General features: G+C 58.3%; 14 protein-coding genes and 6 pseudogenes. 13 read left to right on the top strand and 7 right to left on the bottom strand.

Features of this window, described 5'->3' with window-relative positions:
* Positions 1-8: 8 nt before the first annotated feature.
* The 6 genes and pseudogenes from U5G49_RS36640 to U5G49_RS36615 all read left to right on the top strand — a co-directional run bounded on the left by U5G49_RS36640 (position 9) and on the right by U5G49_RS36615 (position 4,271).
* On the top strand, positions 9-248 hold the full coding sequence (locus tag U5G49_RS36640) for a hypothetical protein (protein WP_193446009.1): 240 nt from the start codon (positions 9-11) through the stop codon (positions 246-248).
* An 83-nt stretch (positions 249-331) separates the two neighbouring features.
* Positions 332-1,530 (top strand): annotated as a pseudogene (locus tag U5G49_RS36635) (glycine C-acetyltransferase).
* A gap of 20 nt (positions 1,531-1,550) precedes the next feature.
* Positions 1,551-2,579 (top strand): annotated as a pseudogene (tdh, locus tag U5G49_RS36630) (L-threonine 3-dehydrogenase).
* Positions 2,580-2,618: 39 nt separating this feature from the next.
* A pseudogene (locus tag U5G49_RS36625) lies at positions 2,619-2,864 on the top strand (Na/Pi cotransporter family protein); the annotation flags it as partial.
* A gap of 13 nt (positions 2,865-2,877) precedes the next feature.
* Positions 2,878-3,741, top strand: a complete 864-nt coding sequence (locus tag U5G49_RS36620) for a Na/Pi cotransporter family protein (protein ID WP_246289383.1) — start codon at positions 2,878-2,880, stop codon at positions 3,739-3,741.
* Positions 3,738-4,271, top strand: coding sequence for a PhoU domain-containing protein (locus U5G49_RS36615; RefSeq protein ID WP_246289367.1), 534 nt, complete (start codon positions 3,738-3,740; stop codon positions 4,269-4,271). The genes U5G49_RS36620 and U5G49_RS36615 overlap by 4 nt, the downstream gene beginning before the upstream one ends.
* 854 nt (positions 4,272-5,125) lie before the next feature.
* Here U5G49_RS36615 and U5G49_RS36610 read toward each other — a convergent pair.
* From U5G49_RS36610 to tnpB, 7 genes and pseudogenes are all read right to left on the bottom strand, one after another.
* Positions 5,126-5,860 (bottom strand): SDR family NAD(P)-dependent oxidoreductase, encoded by a 735-nt coding sequence (locus U5G49_RS36610; RefSeq protein WP_284200613.1) that lies wholly within the window; start codon positions 5,858-5,860, stop codon positions 5,126-5,128.
* 47 nt (positions 5,861-5,907) lie between these two features.
* Entirely contained in the window at positions 5,908-7,512 is a 1,605-nt protein-coding gene (locus U5G49_RS36605) for a hypothetical protein (RefSeq protein WP_193446011.1), read from the bottom strand.
* Positions 7,512-8,120, bottom strand: coding sequence for a CDP-alcohol phosphatidyltransferase family protein (locus tag U5G49_RS36600; protein ID WP_193446012.1), 609 nt, complete (start codon positions 8,118-8,120; stop codon positions 7,512-7,514). The genes U5G49_RS36605 and U5G49_RS36600 overlap by 1 nt, the downstream gene beginning before the upstream one ends.
* Positions 8,121-8,143: 23 nt before the next feature.
* Positions 8,144-8,923 carry a phosphocholine cytidylyltransferase family protein gene (locus U5G49_RS36595; protein WP_193446013.1) on the bottom strand — a complete coding sequence of 260 codons (780 nt, stop codon included), beginning with the start codon at positions 8,921-8,923 and terminating at the stop codon, positions 8,144-8,146.
* Positions 8,850-10,160 (bottom strand): aminotransferase class I/II-fold pyridoxal phosphate-dependent enzyme, encoded by a 1,311-nt coding sequence (locus U5G49_RS36590; protein WP_246289370.1) that lies wholly within the window; start codon positions 10,158-10,160, stop codon positions 8,850-8,852. The genes U5G49_RS36595 and U5G49_RS36590 overlap by 74 nt, the downstream gene beginning before the upstream one ends.
* A 56-nt stretch (positions 10,161-10,216) precedes the next feature.
* Complete coding sequence (aepX, locus tag U5G49_RS36585; protein ID WP_193446047.1) at positions 10,217-11,215, bottom strand: phosphoenolpyruvate mutase; 999 nt, start codon at positions 11,213-11,215, stop codon at positions 10,217-10,219.
* A gap of 196 nt (positions 11,216-11,411) precedes the next feature.
* Positions 11,412-11,526 (bottom strand): annotated as a pseudogene (tnpB, locus tag U5G49_RS37260) (IS66 family insertion sequence element accessory protein TnpB); the annotation flags it as partial.
* Here tnpB and U5G49_RS36580 point away from each other — a divergent pair.
* The 7 genes and pseudogenes from U5G49_RS36580 to U5G49_RS36550 all read left to right on the top strand — a co-directional run bounded on the left by U5G49_RS36580 (position 11,492) and on the right by U5G49_RS36550 (position 16,692).
* Complete coding sequence (locus tag U5G49_RS36580) at positions 11,492-11,680, top strand: hypothetical protein (protein ID WP_193446014.1); 189 nt, start codon at positions 11,492-11,494, stop codon at positions 11,678-11,680. The pseudogene tnpB and the gene U5G49_RS36580 overlap by 35 nt on opposite strands.
* A 74-nt stretch (positions 11,681-11,754) precedes the next feature.
* Positions 11,755-12,066: pseudogene (locus U5G49_RS37255) on the top strand (lactonase family protein); the annotation flags it as partial.
* 58 nt (positions 12,067-12,124) lie between these two features.
* Positions 12,125-12,250: pseudogene (locus U5G49_RS36570) on the top strand (tripartite tricarboxylate transporter TctB family protein); the annotation flags it as partial.
* Positions 12,251-12,951: 701 nt separating this feature from the next.
* Positions 12,952-13,895 (top strand): IS630 family transposase gene (locus U5G49_RS36565; RefSeq protein ID WP_193446016.1). Its coding sequence is split into 2 segments (ribosomal slippage): positions 12,952-13,288 and positions 13,288-13,895, totalling 945 coding nucleotides; the frame shifts between segments, so codons are not numbered across the junction.
* Between the two features lie 142 nt (positions 13,896-14,037).
* A complete protein-coding gene (locus tag U5G49_RS36560) occupies positions 14,038-14,205 on the top strand; it encodes a hypothetical protein (protein ID WP_193446017.1) in 168 nt (55 codons plus the stop codon).
* Positions 14,195-16,222, top strand: a complete 2,028-nt coding sequence (locus U5G49_RS36555; protein ID WP_193446018.1) for an AAA family ATPase — start codon at positions 14,195-14,197, stop codon at positions 16,220-16,222. The genes U5G49_RS36560 and U5G49_RS36555 overlap by 11 nt, the downstream gene beginning before the upstream one ends.
* Complete coding sequence (locus U5G49_RS36550) at positions 16,219-16,692, top strand: DNA phosphorothioation-associated protein 4 (RefSeq protein ID WP_193446019.1); 474 nt, start codon at positions 16,219-16,221, stop codon at positions 16,690-16,692. The genes U5G49_RS36555 and U5G49_RS36550 overlap by 4 nt, the downstream gene beginning before the upstream one ends.
* The last annotated feature ends 1 nt before the right edge of the window (position 16,693 follow it).

Here is a 16,693-nt window from a genome sequence, read left to right as displayed (position 1 = left end):
GGGGGCGCATGACACGTATCGGTATCGCCAACAGCAACGATCACGATTTTGGCGTGGAAATCGTCAACCAGGGCGAGGAATTCTCGCTGATGTTGGATCTCGAAAAGATCGATCAGTTCAAGGCCGCGTTCGGGGACGCGGCCTTCCTTGAAACGGCAACACGATACGTCGAGGGCATAGCCAAATCACTTGGTGCCGAAGACCAGCTATGGCTGTGGACCGAGGCCGTGGCGGCGCACGTAGGATAGCCACACAGGGTCGCAGCGATGAGCCGCTTTTGAACCAACTACTTGGGCTGGTCTCACGGTTAACCCTGGAAGGGATCGTATGAATGCGCGAATTCAACAAACATCTATACCAGACGCTGGCAGATATTACCGCAGAAGGACTTCTGAAGGTCGAGCGTCAAATCACTGGTCCTCAGGCTGGCCGGATTTCTCGATCGACCAAGGACGGTCCGCGAGAGCAAATAAATCTCTGCGCCAACAACTATCTCGGGCTTGCGGACCACCCGGAGATTATAGCTGCCGCGAAGACGGCCTCGATGAGTTTGGTTTCGGGATGGCCTCGGTGCGCTTCATTTGCGGCACGCAAACACTCCATCGGGAACTTGAGCAGACAATTGCACGGTATCTCGGCAAGGACGACGCCATCCTGTTCGCAGCCTGCTTCGACGCCAATGGCGGCGTGTTCGAACCACTGCTGGAAGCGGACGATGCCATCATTTCTGATAGCCTCAATCACGCCTCGATCATTGACGGGGTGCGTCTTTGCAAGGCGAAGCGATATCGGTTTGCCAACGGCGACATGGACGAACTGGAAGACCGGCTGAAACAGGCCGATGCAGATGGGGCGCGGTTCAAGCTAATCGCCACCGACGGCGTGTTCTCTATGGATGGCTATGTGGCCAATCTCCGGGGCATCTGCGAACTAGCGGAACGATACGGCGCCCTGGTCATGGTCGACGACTGTCACGCGACCGGCCACGTTGGTGAGGCCGGGCGCGGAGCACCGGCATTGACGGGCGTCAATCAGCGGGTCGATATCATCACTGGGACGCTTGGCAAAAGCCTGGGTGGGGCCATGGGTGGTTTCGTCGCTGCGTCCCAACCGATCGTCGATCTCCTGCGTCAAAGGTCACGCCCCTACCTCTTCTCCAACAGCCTCGCTCCAGCAGTTGCGGCCGGATTGATCAAGGCAATCGAAATTGCCGATAAAGCCGACGACCGTCGCCAGACACTGTCTTCTCACGCCGAGCGCTTCCGGTCGGGTATGCAGAAGGCCGGATTTGATCTGCTGCCTGGGAAGACGCCGATTATTCCCGTGATGCTGCATGAAGCGCGCCTCGCACAGGATATGGCTCAAGCTTTGGATGAGCGTGGCGTCTATGTCGCCGGCTTCTTCTTCCCCGTCGTGCCTAAGGGCAGGGCGCGAATCAGGACCCAGATGTCCGCAGCGCTGACCGAAAAGGACGTCGACTTTGCGATCGATGCCTTCAGCGATGCCGGAAAGTCGCTGGGCGTCATTTGATGTTCAACAGAGGTGTTTTCATGAAAGCTCTTGTCAAAGCGGAAGCGCAACCTGGCCTCTGGCTCGATGATCGCCCGATGCCATCGATCGGTCCCGATGATGTCCTGATTAAGATCAACAAGACGGGTATCTGCGGTACAGACATTCATATCTACGCCTGGGACTAGTGGGCGCAGAGAACCGTTCCCGTGCCTATGGTCGTCGGGCACGAATACGCCGGTGAGATAGTTGAGCTAGGCGCCAATGTCCGTAACCTTGCAGTCGGCCAGAGAGTCTCCGGCGAAGGCCATGTCATCGGCTTGAACAGTCGAGCTGCTCGGGGAGGACGGTTCCATCTGGATCCGGAGACAAAGGGAATCGGTGTCAACATACCTGGAGCTTTTGCGGAGTATCTTCGCCTGCCAGCCTTTAATGTCGTGTCGCTTCCCGACGCCATCGATGACGAGCTGGGCGCAATCCTCGATCCGCTTGGCAATGCTGTGCACACTGCACTCTCCTTTGACCTCGTCGGCGAGGACGTTCTGATCACCGGCGCTGGCCCGATCGGCATAATGAGCGCGGCAGTTGCCCGTCATGTCGGTGCACGCCATGTCGTTATCACCGATGTCAATCCACAACGCCTGGCGCTCGCCGCCGATGTGGCGGATGTCATCACGGTCGATGTCAGCAGGGAAGACCTTGCATCTGTCAAAGCTCGCCTTGGTATGAAGGAAGGCTTTGATATCGGGCTTGAGATGAGCGGCGCTCCGGCGGCCTTTGACCAGATGGTCGACCATCTCGTCATGGGCGGAAAGATTGCCATGCTTGGTATTCCCGCACGGCCTGCTCTGGTCGACTGGACCAAGGTCGTCTTCAAGATGCTCACGGTGAAGGGTATCTACGGCCGCGAGATGTTCGAGACGTGGCACAAAATGCTGGCAATGCTGCAGAGCGGCCTCGATGTCCGCAAGGTCATTACCCATAGGCTCCCGGTCAGCGACTATGAGCTCGGGTTCAAGACGATGCAAAGCGGCAATTCCGGCAAGATCGTATTGGACTGGAATAGCTGATGCAGAGCGCTTGGCAAGATAGCAACCGGGTGGCTCAAAATGCTTGACCTGATCGGTGCTGTGGCACTTCTGCTTTGGGGTCTTCGGCTGGTGAAAACCGGTGTAATCCGCTCCTTCGGCGCCAGACTGCGCAGGTGGATCGGCTCCGGCACGCGCAATGGGCTGTTGGCCTTTGGCATGGGCCTCGTCGCAACCATTGCGTTGCAGAGCAGCACGGCCACCGCGCTTATGACCGCCTCCTTTGCCGGGAGCGGCTTCATGAGCTCGATTATGGCACTGGCGATCATGCTTGGCGCCAATGTCGGTACGAGCCTGGTCACGCGTATTCTCGCCTTCGACCTTCTTCCTTGCGCCATTGATGATTGCCTTTGGCGTGTCCGCCTTCGGCTTCAGCCATTCCAAGCCGGCCAAGGGCCTGTCGCGCGCCGTCCTCGGCCTCGCATTGATGCTGCTGTCATTGCGTCTTCTCGGTCAGGCGACAGAGCCGATGCAGCATTCACCCGTGCTCGTCGCCCTGATGGAATCGCTCGACGCGGTACCGGTGCTTGCCGTCATTGTTGCCGCCGTCCTTGCTATCGCCTCATCCTCCAGCCTCGCGATCGTGCTGCTGGCGATGTCGCTCGCTGCTAGCGGAACCGTGACACCCGCACTCGGTATCGCACTGGTGCTCGGCGCCAATCTTGGTGGCGCGGGTTCACCCATTCTCGGGACCCTGCGTCACGGCGCAATGGCGCGTCGGGTGACGATGGGCAATATGCTCGTGCGGCTGATTGGATGTGTTGCTATCCTTCCGTTTAGCGAGACGGCCGCAAGACTTCTGTCTGACATAAGTCACGACCCGGCGGCACTCGTCGTCGATACGCATATTGCCTTCAACATTCTACTCGCAGTCATCATGCTGCCGATCCTGCGGCCGCTATCGGCTCTGCTGCGCCGCTTCCTTCCCGAGGCCGCCGAACTGGATGGTGGACCACGTCATCTCGATCTCAATAGTAGTCTCGGTACGCCCGCCCTGGCGCTTGCAGGTGGTGCCCGCGAGACGCTGCGAATCGGCGATTGCATCACGACGATGCTGCAGACGAACCTAGACGCGTTGCGAAAGAACGATCCGGCCCGATCTTCCGGGATTGCCGCGATGGACGACGAGGTCGACCAGCTTTGAACAGCGCCGTCAAGCTTTACCTCGCCAGACTGAACAGTTCCGCTCTCGATGAGGCGGACGAGCAGCGTTCGAACGAGATCATCGGATATGCCACCAATCTCGAGCCCATCGGCGACATCGTCGATCGAAATCTGCGCGATCTCGTGGACAAGAAGATCCGTAACCAACTGAGCTTCTCGGCCGAAGGTGCAGCCGAGATCGAGGAGCTTTATAGGGTGACGCTGGAGAACCTGCGGCTAGCCCAGAGCATCCTGGTCACCGGCGATTTGCAGCTCGCCCGCCAACTGGTCGAATCCAAGGTCGAGATCCGAAACCTCGAGGAACGCTCGGCCGCCAATCACATGGCAAGGCTGCGCGACGGAATGATCGACAGTTTACAGACCTGTTCGCTGCATCTCGACATCCTGCGCGATCTCAAGCGCATCAACGCCCATATCGCTGCAATCGCATATCCAATCCTCAAGCGGCAGGGTGCCCTGCGTGAAAGCCGGGTCATGACGGGACGACAGATCGCGGCCATCTCAACTTAAGGAATTTTGCGAAACTTGATGCAACTGAATGATTTCAGCCAAACCTATCGGAAATAGTTTTAAATCCCGGACAACCAATCCAGGCAGGTCAGCCTAAACATACGCGCTGCTACTGAGCCGCTGTCGATGGATTCGTCACGGCAGAAGAGGCTATTATCCTTCAGCTCTACCTGGGCTGGCAGGCATTGTTGCTACTGCGCCGGCGCTGCTACATTGATCGTGCAGCGCTTCTGCTTTCTTCGCCTTCGCCGCGGCCCGGCGCACGCGCTAAGCGCCTAGTTGCCGCGCACAAGGTTGCTGGCATCGAGCAGGCTGCGCCTCCGGGGCTTCCCGACTGCATCAGCGAGATCCAGCGTTCCACCGGTCGCCGTTCATGCCGTTGACGCAACGCCATATCGACCGATCCGGGGAGCACGCGCGGCAGGAACAGCGTCAACAGAATGCCGGCGACCAAGCCGGCTCCTCCTCCGCGCGCTCGCCGTCGAAACCCACGAAAACTGGATGGAGGCCAATCGCTACATCAACATGGACGATCCGCGAGAGCACAAGAAACTCGCACTCCGTCAAGCCGCATGACCAGCACTCATGACCGCCCGATTTTGCAGAACTTGACGCACACAACCACATAGAAAAACCCTGTGTGGGGATTTGCCCCGCTCTGGGTTAGGCAGGACGGTTCCTTGGTCATCAAGATAGAAGGGCACCCGACGACCTGATAAGAGCGCGAGGGTTGATAGATCGGCGTTCTGGATAGTCTGGCGAATGTTCGGGGGACATCTCAACGGAAGGGTTCTCTGATAGTGAGGTTGGGCGATGTTGTATCTGTCGATGCGTTTCCATGATGTCCTCGATCTTTAGGTTCCGGCAGTCAGTGCGCCATCGACAAACAGCGTTTGGCCGGTGACAAATCGCGAAAGCGGTGATGCGAAAAACAACACCGCACCGGCGACATCCGTCGGTGTGGCAAGCCGTCCAAAGGGAATATTAGCGGCAGCGCGCTGGAAAGCAGCGGGGTCTCGAAGCACCTCGTCGTTCTTTCGCGTGCGGACGGCACTGGGCGCAATTCCATTTACGGTGATCTGGTGGGGGGCAAGTTCTGTCGCCTGTTGTTTCATAAGGATGGCCAGACCACCCTTTGCCGCGCACATTGAACTGTACCCTCGATCACGGAAGGCAAGCGATGATCGTACCGATAGGAGGTGAACTTGACTGCCGCCTCTGCCCACGGCGACCTGGTGCCGCGCAACGGCCTGCGAGAGGAACATCCCGACGCGAAGGGTCTTCGTATAAACTTCATCGAAGGCGTCTTCCGTGACCTCAAGGAAGGGCTGTTCTTTGTGGAAGCCGACACAATTCACGAGTATGTCGATCGTCCCATGCTCCTTGACGAGTCCGTCTGTCAGGTCCCGAACAGCCTTGACGTTGCTGGCATCGACTTCTGCTCCCGCCGCGTTCCATCCCCGCGCGTGGAACTCCTTGGCTAGTCCTCGCGAACGTTCGCCGTTGCGCCCTGCGACAATGCATGTCGCACCCGCGGCAGCCAGCATTTCCGAGATCGTTGTCCCGATCGCTCCGTAACCGCCGACCACGAAGGCGACCTTCCCTGTCAGCCGCGTTGGATTTGTCAGATCCTCATTTAGCATTTTCTGCCCTCCGAAATGGCACCATCACCTGCCGGAGCGGTAGTGATCTGGGTGGGGGCGACTCGGGTGGCGCTCCAGGTGCCCGGCCCGTACTGCCCTTTGAAAACCGGCCCCAGATGTTCGGGTGCCGCGCCACCGAGGCGGGCGGTTCCGACAATCGATCCGTCGCGCCCGACCATCCCCTCGAACCGATAGAACAAATGGATGGGGGTTGCTTCGTGCTCGGCCTCGAGCTCGATCTTTGAGCCCAGGATCTTGCCGACGATCCGGCCATGGCTAGTTGCAGTCTGATGAATGCCCGTGACGTTCGTGTCGTGCTGACGGAGTTCGATGCGGTGCTCTCTCGCCCCGTGAAGAAAGGAAAGTTCGACGTGCCAAAGCCCGTTGACGTCCGTCTCTGCTGGAGGGACCTGCGCCGACGTGGCGAACTCCTGTGACCTGACGAAGATGGCCGAAAGGGCACGTCCGACCGTGTCGGCTTCATCATCCGAGAGATTTATGGGATCCAGGATGATCGATGTCGGTGTCGACCAGAAATCGTGGATGAGAATCCGCGGCCGTTGCCGCAGCAGCGCCAGCCGCAGACCTTCCGCATCCAGGGGAATAACGCTCTTATCCCAGCTCACCTTTAGCCGGATGGCGGTAACGGATCCGGCCCATGACAGGACGTTCGTTTCCACACCCGCGATGTCGTGGAGGTGAACGGCGATCCTCTGCAGCCGAGGGCGCCAGCCGTCGCGTTCCTTTTCAGCCGCCGCCGAGTTGATCCAGCGGTCCAGGGCGACGACGGCCCCAACCGCCTCTTCCTTTCCCACTTTCATGCTGCGGCCGAAGGCCTGATGAGGAGCGCTGTTCCACCACATCGCTTCACAAAGCTTCCTTCGACCGAGCACGATGGCCGTGGATTGCGGCCCGCGGATGTATTTCCCGCCCGCATAGACGACGAGGTCGGCGCCCCGACCAATCCATCGATCCGGATTGGCCGGAGACAACCCGGCCGCGTTGATCAGAACCGGGACACCGGCCGCATGTGCCGACGCTAGGAGCGTGTCCAACGGGAGGGAAGACGAACCTTCATTCCGGCCTAACAGGCAGACCATCGCAACTTCGCCGGTCCCAAGGGCTGAAGACAATTCGTCGGCCGTCTGGACGTTGACGATCTGGGCTCCGGCTAAACGGATCGCCTGTTCGTAGGCGAAACGATGATCCTCCGGGATGATGACCTTGTTCGCCATTCCGGACGTGTCAGGCAGTCGCAACATCGCTTCGGGATCGTTGCCGGCGATGCACGCGGCTGTCGCGAGCGCCAGACTTGCGGCTGTTCCTGCGGTAACGAGGCCCCATTCCGCGCCCGTCAACATCGCGAACCGGTGGCCTAGGCCTTCAGCCAGTTCATCGAGATCGACAAAGGCTTCCGCGGCAGCATTCATCGCCTCGATCACTTCCGGGGCGGGATTGCTCGCTCCATAATTGGTTCGAACGCCCGCACAATTGACAATCGGCTCGACGCCGAACGATCGATAGATATCTCCCGGCCTCGAAGCGGCGTCGGATTGATTTTGAAATGTCGCGTGATGTTGCTGTTCTGCGATGGTCATCACCACGGCCCCCTTTGGGCAAGCACGGCCGAGGCCCCCACGGCAAAGACGGTGATCGCGAGATACATCGCATTATTCGGCGACGGCACCCGCACGGATGCAACGTGGGCGACGGCAAGCGCCGAGAACATGAGGTTCACCATCGGCAGGAACGCCTCCGCTGGCACCAGGGGCTGAATGAGGACAAGGGCCGCCATCAGCGGGATGTCGTAGGAGAGTGGCACGCCGAAAAACCGTCCATCCTCCGACTTTCCGAAATTTGCGAAATAGCTCAGTCGAATGGCGCCGGCGAGCAGCAGCGCCGATGCGATGAACAGCGACAGCAGCGAAACGCTGTTCATCTGAAGGATCAGGACTGCGGGCAGAACCGCCCCATAGATCAGGTCGCCGAAGCCATCGAGGCTCTTTCCCATCTTGGCCATGTCCGGGTGCCGGTTCGGTGTCCGGCCGGCCACGACGCCATCCAGATGATCGGCCAGAACCGCCCACAATGCAACCGCGACCGCCAGCTCGATCTGACCATTGAGCGCCAGGTACAAGCTCAGCGACGAGCATATCAGCCCGGCCGTCGTGATCGCATTTGCCGGATCTATCAAATAGCGAAGCATGTTCGTCCTCCCGGGCAAAGCCGTTAGCAGGCCAACTCACGGGCGGTGATGAACATTGCCTCGGCAATGCGAAGGTCCGCCTCGTTGTCGATCTCGTACCACCGCACGTCGTCGCAACGGGCTGCCGCGATCTGGAGGCCCTTGCGCTCGACGAGCTGCGAAAGGAGCTCTTCCGTGTAGGATTTCACGGCGCCGCAACCGATATGGTCGTCGAGATAGGGAACAATCATCTTGCGAAGGTCATCGCCGGAAAAGCGCATGAGGTTCATCGTCTTGAAAAGCGGCGGATTCCCCTCCACGAGGTTCGCCGCAGTCTGCTTCATCCGCACCTCGACGATGTTGCCGGTGTCGCTCAGGACCACCGCCGATCCCTCCATCGACCGTTCGAATGGCGCCACGGCCGCGACATTCCCCGTTTCATAGAGGGACAATTTGCGAAGTGCGTCGATGTCGAAGAAGACATCGCCTTCCAGCAGATAGGTGTCTCCCGACAGAAGGGCATCGCGGGCCAGCCAGAGCGAATAGGCACTGCCCGTCTGGTCGAAAACGTTCGATTCCACATAGCTGATCGCAATGTTGCCGAACCGGGTCCCGCAGGAACACTGGATGGCATCCTTCCGGTAGCCGACGACGATTGTGACGTCATCGACACCGAGCGCTTCGAGATTGCGCAGCGCGTTGTGAAGAATTGGGGTTCCATTGACTTCGACAAGCGGCTTGGGCCGCAGGTCAGTGAGAGGTCGCAGCCGGGATCCGGAGCCTGCCGCCAATATGACGGCCTTGGTCGGAAAATGCATGGTCATGACGATCCTTCTCTTTGTTTTCGGCTTCGGGCGTGGCCCCATAGCTCCAGGCATTGAGGAACCCGACAAGGCGGCCAAGCCCCTCCTGCAATCGATCCCACGGGATCCCGTAGGAAAGGCGCATGCCAAAGGGATCCCCGAAGGCAGTGCCGGAAACAGTTGCGACGCCCGCCTTCGCAATCATTTCGCGAACCAGCATGTCGACGTCGCGGTCGCCGATCACAAGGTTCCATGGCTCAGGCGCCACCAGGTTCTTGATGTCGAGATAGAAATAGAAGCCACCCATCGCCGTCGGCACCGGGATACGCGACAGGCCTGAAAGCACACCGAGACCCATGTTGCGTGCGGCCGTGAGTTGGTTCTGCAACCTCGCTTCAAATGTCCCGTCTGTGTTCTGCAAGTGGTGCAAAACCGCGTGTTGGGCGATCACGTTCGGATTGGACGTGGTATGGGATTGCAGGGCCGTGACGGATCTGACGAGATGGTCCGGCCCAGCGAGATAGCCGATCCTCCATCCCGTCAGAGCGAGTGCCTTGCTGAAGGCGTTGACGATCACAGTGCGGGAGCGTGCTTCCGGAATAACTGAGACGATCGAATGATGGCCAACATCCGTGTGAATGAAATCGCGGTAGCACTCATCGAAGATGATCCAGAGATCGCGCTCAATGGCGAGCTCGCCAAGCGCGCGCAAGAGCGTCCTGTCATAGACAGTGCCGGTCGGATTGTTCGGCGTGTTGATGACAATCGCGCGTGTCCGTGGGGTGATCGCGGCAACAATATCTTCGATGCGAGGGACGAAGCCGTTGGCCCTGGTATCGACATGAACAGGTACGCCGCCCGCGATCTGCACCTGTGCCGGAAAGGTCGTCCAATAGGGCGCGGGAATGATGACTTCGTCGCCCGGATCGAGCAACACCATGGCGGCATTGAACAACGCCTGCTTGGCGCCGGCCGTCACCGCAATCTCGCTTGCTCCCCAGGCCTGGCCGGTTTCCGCGGTCAGCTTGCGGCCAAGCGCCTCGCGCAAGTCCATCAGCCCGACGGTGTCGGTGTAGCGGTTGATCCCCTTGTCGATCGCGGCGATCGCGCCATCGCGGATTGTCGGCGCCAGATCGGTCCAGATCTCGCCCGCGGTCAGATCGACCACTTGAACGCCGGCATCGACCGCCTCTTTCGCGGCGGCGCGCGCTGCAGCCGTTCCCGATCCTTTGAGCAAGGCTGTCCGTTGCGCAAGCATGTGCGCCTCCTACTGGATTCTCGTTGTGTCGAAATGAGCTGGCCTGTTTGGCCAGTTCAGCCGTGTTTGGGTAGATATCGCTCTTCTGCGGCCGTCAGCTCGTCATATCCGAGAAGGCGGAAGACCTCGTCGAGCGTTGCAACATCCGATTCGATGCCGGCGACGCTTTCCTCGGCGATGATCCGGGCGCAAATCTGACGCATGCCGGCAACGGCGGCGCGCATCGCATGGTTCGCCCAGATAACCGTCGAGATGCCGGCGCTGCGATAGGCCGCGACCGGTGTCTTGTAATACTTCGTCGGGACGATCACGACCGGCAGCTTATTCTGCCATCGGTCTGTGAAGGCCAGGATCTCGTTGGGGACGCTTTTGCGCGAATGGATCAGGATCGCATCCGCGCCGGCTGCGGCATAAGCCTCGGCGCGCAGGAGCGCTTCCTCGAGGCCGTGGCCGGCGATCAGTGCCTCGGTCCGCGCGACCAGTATGAAGTCGTCTCCGGTTGTATCCTTCACGGCCTTGAGCCGTCCCGAAAACTCATCAATGTCAGCGAGGAGATGACGATCGCCGACGAACGAATTCAACTTCGGGAAGCCCTTGTCTTCCAGGCACACGCCAGCGGCACCCCGCTGCAGGAGCTTGGCAGCCAGCAGACGGGCATTGTTGAAATTGCCGAAGCCGCTGTCGCCATCGACCAGGATCGGCAGTCCACTGGCATCCACCATGCGGCTGACGACCTCGACGACGTCGGTCCAACTCGCCTCGTTGGCGTCCCGATATCCAAGACTTGCCGAAATCGAGAGCCCTGAAGCCCATAGTCCTGCAAACCCCGCCTTTCTTGCAATCGCGGCCGATAGGCCATCGTGAGCTTCCATCAGGAATGATAGGTCTGGCGATGTGATCAGCTGACGCAACGCATCGGTTGGATCGTTCACACGGCCGAGGCTCTTCGGGATGAACGCAGCGATCCCCGATGCCGGTTGCGCATGCCTTTCCTCCTCCGCATGCGCGACCTTCGTTCCCTGTGAGGGAACCTGTTCTGTTGAAGAATCCATAATTGTCCACATCTCCTTCGATAGAGGAGATACCTAATAAAACATCCTAGATACGCAAGGTGTTGATTAGAATATATCGCAAAATATATATGCCGCCCGGAGATATTGGTAGAGGTGATGTTATTGACGTACTTAATATGTGACTCGTATTTCAGGATATAAATCAGAATATATTTATATATATTCCAGAATGGCGATTTCTGCCCTGCTCCAGCCATTTCGTCGCCAGGATTATGCCATAGCCATCCCCATTAAATGCATCGCAGGCGATCGCGTCGCTTGGGCCGGAACACGAACACGTCACCACAGAACGGTTATGTGGTGCGGAAAGATGCGACCGCCAAACGTCTTACAGCAACCGGCGCCGAGTTCGTGCCGACCTCCTCGCAGGAGTTCGGCGGCTTTATAAAGCAAGAGACGGCCAAGTTCGCCGAGATCATCAAATCGGCTGCCATCACGGCAGAATGACCGGCGGGCTGCCAAGAAGTTGCGGCAACCTGCGCAAAGCGACGGGACAGCTATAGTGAGAAGCAATTTCGCTTATGAATGTCGGATGCCGAACGACGCGCGAGCGCAACGCGCGCGGAAAGGGAATTTCGGTATTCCGTATAGATGAGACCGGTCAATGGCAACTGGTCGCGGTCGAGGAAACACGTCCCAATCCATCGTTCCTCACCGTAGAGGGGACCGGTCGTTTTCTCTACGCGGTCCACGGTGACGGCACTGATATGTCTTCGTTTCACATTGGGGAAGATGGCCGCCTCCAGGCCATCGGCCATTCCACGTCGGCAGGCCTGAACCCTGTCGACATGGCGCTCGATCCGACCGGCCGCCACCTGATCGTGACCAATCATCTCTCAGGTTCGCTTGCCGTTCATTACTTACTCGGTGATGGCCGTTTTGGACCACTCCTTTGGGCTACGCGCACTTCCGGCCGATCTCGCGATCGGAGCTGGCTTGGGCCTCGTGATCTTCCTAACATTCAACAAGCTTCTATCGCTTGCCCTTCCCATGGGGCCGATCGAGCGGCTTTTCTGAGTAGCTGACCATGGAATCTCTTGACCGCTGAAACGAAACGCCGGCCGTCGCGTCCCGATAGTTTTTCGGCTTTCATGCGCGCATTTGCGAAATGCAGCCGGTCCACACATTTGGCCCATCGGGAACATCCGACGCCTTGAAAGGACTCGAACCGTCGGGCCCCTTGCACAAGGTCGGCTAACAACATGATTAAATTGGAGATTGAGGACTTCAACGGCAGTTTTGCAAGGTATTCCTATCTCACATAATTCCGAGTTATGTGAATTTCAGCAGCCTCCAAGTTCCGTTCCGAAGATCGGCCATCGCTACCCAGCCTCAAGCTTGATGAAGCGGCCTTGAAGATGCTCAAAAAGGCGGTTGCCGCCTCAGCCCACTAAGATGGCCGAGCCCACCTTGGACGGGCCGGAGCCCAACTTGCCAAACGGGCATCGGACTTCGATGCGCGCAACTATGGTCTTTGCTCGTCTCAGCGATCTCGCGAAGCTTCGGCATCCTCGGAATCGGACGTGTCGGAGATCATCCGAAAGGTCCTCGTGGGTAAGCTCAAATCCAGGCATGGGTGAATGGATGCGGTATTCTACAAGTTCTTCCGCGAAGGCTCTCGTGGCAGGCCTAGAGCGCGTCCGTTGAACGCGGAATCGGAATTGAGATGACAGTCGCTGTTTGCCGTGATTCGTTGCCTTCGAGTCAGGGAGATAGGGATGTCACGTGCATTAAGCGATGATCTTCGCAGCCGTGTTCTGGCGGCTTCTGCAGACGGGATGTCTGCACGCTCGGCGGCGGCGCGGTTTGGGATTGGGATTTCGACGGCCATTGCCTGGATCGCCAATGCGCGACAGGGTCAATTGACCGCAGGCAAACAAGGCCGACGTTCTGGCTCCAGGCTGGATGCGCATGAGGCATTTATCATCGGCTTGATCGATGTGGAGAAGGACATCACGCTCAACGAGATGGTCCTGCGCCTGAGCACGGATAAATCCGTATCGATCGGCCGTAGTGCTCTTGACGTGTGGCTCCGCAAGCGGGGCTGGACCTTTAAAAAAAGACCGCACATGCACTGGAGCAGGAGCGAGACGACCTTTTGAGCCGGCGTCAGGAATGGTTTGATGGCCAGCTCGATCTCGATCCCGCCAAACTGGTTTTTATCGATGAGACCGGTCTTTCCACGAAGATGGCTCGACTGCGCGGGCGATCCCTATGCGGACAACGCTGCCGGTCGGCCGTTCCCCACGGACACTGGAAAACCACGACCTTTACAGGCGCGCTCAGGCTTTCCGGCATGACGGCACCGATGGTTCTCGACGGCCCGATGAACGGTGCGGCATTCTTGGCCTACGTCGAACAGGTTCTCGTGCCGACGCTCAGTTCGGGTGATACTGTCATCATGGATAACCTGCCGGCTCACAAAGCCGATGGTATCCGCCAGGCCATCGAAGCTGCTGGCGGCAGGCTGCTCTATCTCCCGCCCTACAGTCCCGACTTTAACCCCATTGAAATGGCCTTTTCCAAACTTAAAGCGCTTCTGCGCGCAAGAGCCGAGCGCTCCGTTGACGCCTTGTGGGATACCGTCGGCAAAATCGTCACGCACTTCAAACCGCAGGAATGTGCAAACTACTTCGCAGCAGCCGGATATGACCCCGATTAAAATGGACGTGCTCTAGGGAGAATTCGACCCAACAGACGTCATTCTGCCCAGGATGGGCGGCCGGTATTAACGCAAATCGCTGGTAGTGATTGCGAAGCAAAAGAATTTCTGCCACCTTGAGTTGGTTATTGTGGGGAGCGAGATGATTGACCAAGAAATTGAAGATGCAGATGCAAAACTCGTTGAAGAGATCATCTCGATACAGCGCAATTACTACTTCGAAAAACGCAATGTGAAGACGGAGCGCCAAAGGAAAATCCGCGAGCTCATCGAAAAAGCCTCAAAGGCCGAGGCCAACGATGGAAATTGAGGAAATCAGGCTGAAGGATTTCCGATGCTTCTATGGCGAATCGACGATCAGCTTTTCCGGCGACCCCGAGCGAAACGTAACCATCATCTACGCCGAGAATGGTGTCGGGAAAACGACCTTGCTCAACGCGCTCCTGTGGTGCTTTTACGGGCAGACCACCGCGCGTTTTGAAAAAAGCGAAGACATTCTGAACTACGACGCGAAGGCGGAAGGCCGCATGATAGCGTCCGTAGAAGTCAGATTTGAACACAATGGCAGTCGCTATGTCGCCAAGCGTTTTCAGCGCTCCGGGGCGACAGGGGCCTCTGAAAAGCCCTTTAGGGTGGCGCGGCTTGAGGCAGGCAGCCAAATCTACGACATTGAGCCGGAAGACACCTTCATCAACACCGTTATCCCTCGCGAGATGGCGGGCCACTTTCTGTTCGATGGGGAACATGCCGAGATTTTCCTCGGTGAGCAAAACCGGGCCGCAATTCGCGACGCTGTGCGCGACATTCTTGGCTGCACGCTGATTGAAACAGCAATTGAAGATCTGGAGGCAATTTCCAAGGCCTTTCGGCGGCAAATGCCCGGCACCGGCCACTCCACGCAGATCACTGACTTGAACAATTTGATCGATACGATCAACACACAAATCGACCAGTCGAAGGACCTGATTGCGCAAAATGAGTTGCAACGGCGCAGTGTCGAGGACCAGATCACTGACATCGAGGACAAACTCCGGAACACCGCGCAAGCCAAGGGCCTGCAAGGCGAGCGCGACAGCCTGCAGGGGCAGATGGTCCGCGCTGAACGTCGCCGCTCGGAACAAGAAGACGATGTCCTCAAATGGCTTGGAGACGAGGGCCGGTTTATCGTTTCCAGACGTTTGACCGAGGAAGCTTTCGAATTCATCGATAGCGAGGAGCATCGCGGTCGCATTCCCTCACCCTACAACGAAGAGTTTGTTCGCGATCTGCTCCATGATGAAACCTGCATCTGCGGCGCCCATATAGCGCCCGGCAGCGAGATCGCGAGAAAGGTTGCAAGCTTGCTCAACCACGCTGCGAACCAGGCGATGCGCGACAGGGTCACCAAAGTCCGCGGCCGATTGACCAACCTAAAAGCAGGACGGGCCAAGGCACCTGAGCGTCTGATGGCGGCCAAGCGTTCACTCGCCCATACAAACGAAGAAATCGGCTTCATCGAAGCAAGGCTTGCCGACGTCAGCGCCAAGCTCAAGGGTGTCAATTTCGGCGACATTGCCGAACGCGAGTCTCGACGCGAGGAGTTGCGAAAGGAATTATCGACCTTGGACCGCGCGCGCGGCACCCTTGAGGAAAACCTCAAGACCGCGCGCCATGAAGTTGCCCGTCACGAGCGCGAAATCAATCTTCTCGCTGCACAAGATGTCGAGACCAGGATCTTTGCTCGAAGACGTGCGCTTTGCGAAAAAATCAAGGGTTCGCTCGAAGTGAGGCTGCGCGACGAGGAGGCACAGGCCAAGAAGGTTTTGCGCGCGACAATCCGAAAGATCATCGAGGCGACGAGCCGCAAAAACCTGACCTTGCAGATGTCCGATGACTACGTCGTCAGCTTGCGCAATGCGGATGGGATCGCGTTGCCAAAGTCGAGCGGCGAGAACCAGCTCTTAGGCTTGGCTTTTACAGCGGCGCTCGTGCAGTTCGCCAAGTTGCGCAAGGGTGCGCAGGATATGTCGCTCCTGCCGGGAACAATTGCGCCGTTGGTGTTGGATTCTCCCTTCGGTCAATTGGACCGCGTCTACCGATCCGCAACCGCCGAATTCATTCCGCGGATGGCCAGCCAGGTTGTTCTGTTGCTTTCGCAGTCTCAAGCCGCCGACGAGGTCATGGAGAAACTGCAGGGACGGATCGGTAAGCAGTATGTCTTGGTCCGCCACAACAAGGGCGAACGCGGATTGAAGCACATCGAAACACGACAGTTCGGTCACGAGATCATCGAAACGACCCTTTTCGAGGCATCGTTCGATGGTACCTCGATCGTGGAGGTGCAATGATGTCGCCACGCGCTCCCAACATCAATCGAAGCCGTGTGCATGAGGAGATGGTGCAGCGGCTCGTCACCAAGCTTCCCGGCCTCTCACGCTCGATCTTTCCGACCATTCGCGAGTTGCTGTGTTTTGCAGCATTGCTCGGCTATTCCGAGAAACGGCGCACGCCGCTTGATCGCGGCGAGGGCGTCGAGGACGTGTCCTATCAGCAGTTCGAGCGAGGCGAAGCCGAAGACCTTATTTGGCTGATCGCCTTGGCAGAAGCCCGAAATACCGACATCTTGAAAGACGGGGAAGAACCGCGTTGCGCGGAGATCTTTGAGGAGTACGCAAACGGCGGGCTGTTCATCATCCGTGACGTTCTGCAACGGCTCGGCGCTGAATATCCCGATCGCGCCATAGTCGAGGCACTGAGCGATATGGGCTATCTCGACGTCGATGATCTAGCCCCCGATCTGTCGAACCTGAAGTTCTGAA

This window comes from Rhizobium indigoferae, assembly GCF_034554815.1.
Lineage (GTDB): Bacteria > Pseudomonadota > Alphaproteobacteria > Rhizobiales > Rhizobiaceae > Rhizobium > Rhizobium leguminosarum.
This window is presented reverse-complemented; position numbering and strand designations above follow the sequence as displayed.

Bases quoted from the DNA above. Each gene is read 5' to 3' on its own strand.
- U5G49_RS36640 (WP_193446009.1), top strand. From the start codon at position 9: ATGACACGTATCGGTATCGCCAACAGCAACGATCACGATTTTGGCGTG.
- U5G49_RS36560 (WP_193446017.1), top strand. From the start codon at position 14,038: ATGATTGACCAAGAAATTGAAGATGCAGATGCAAAACTCGTTGAAGAG.
- U5G49_RS36620 (WP_246289383.1), top strand. From the start codon at position 2,878: ATGTCGGTACGAGCCTGGTCACGCGTATTCTCGCCTTCGACCTTCTTC.
- U5G49_RS36555 (WP_193446018.1), top strand. From the start codon at position 14,195: ATGGAAATTGAGGAAATCAGGCTGAAGGATTTCCGATGCTTCTATGGC.
- U5G49_RS36590 (WP_246289370.1), bottom strand. From the start codon at position 10,160: ATGCTTGCGCAACGGACAGCCTTGCTCAAAGGATCGGGAACGGCTGCA.
- U5G49_RS36605 (WP_193446011.1), bottom strand. From the start codon at position 7,512: ATGACCATCGCAGAACAGCAACATCACGCGACATTTCAAAATCAATCC.
- U5G49_RS36550 (WP_193446019.1), top strand. From the start codon at position 16,219: ATGATGTCGCCACGCGCTCCCAACATCAATCGAAGCCGTGTGCATGAG.
- U5G49_RS36595 (WP_193446013.1), bottom strand. From the start codon at position 8,923: ATGACCATGCATTTTCCGACCAAGGCCGTCATATTGGCGGCAGGCTCC.
- U5G49_RS36600 (WP_193446012.1), bottom strand. From the start codon at position 8,120: ATGCTTCGCTATTTGATAGATCCGGCAAATGCGATCACGACGGCCGGG.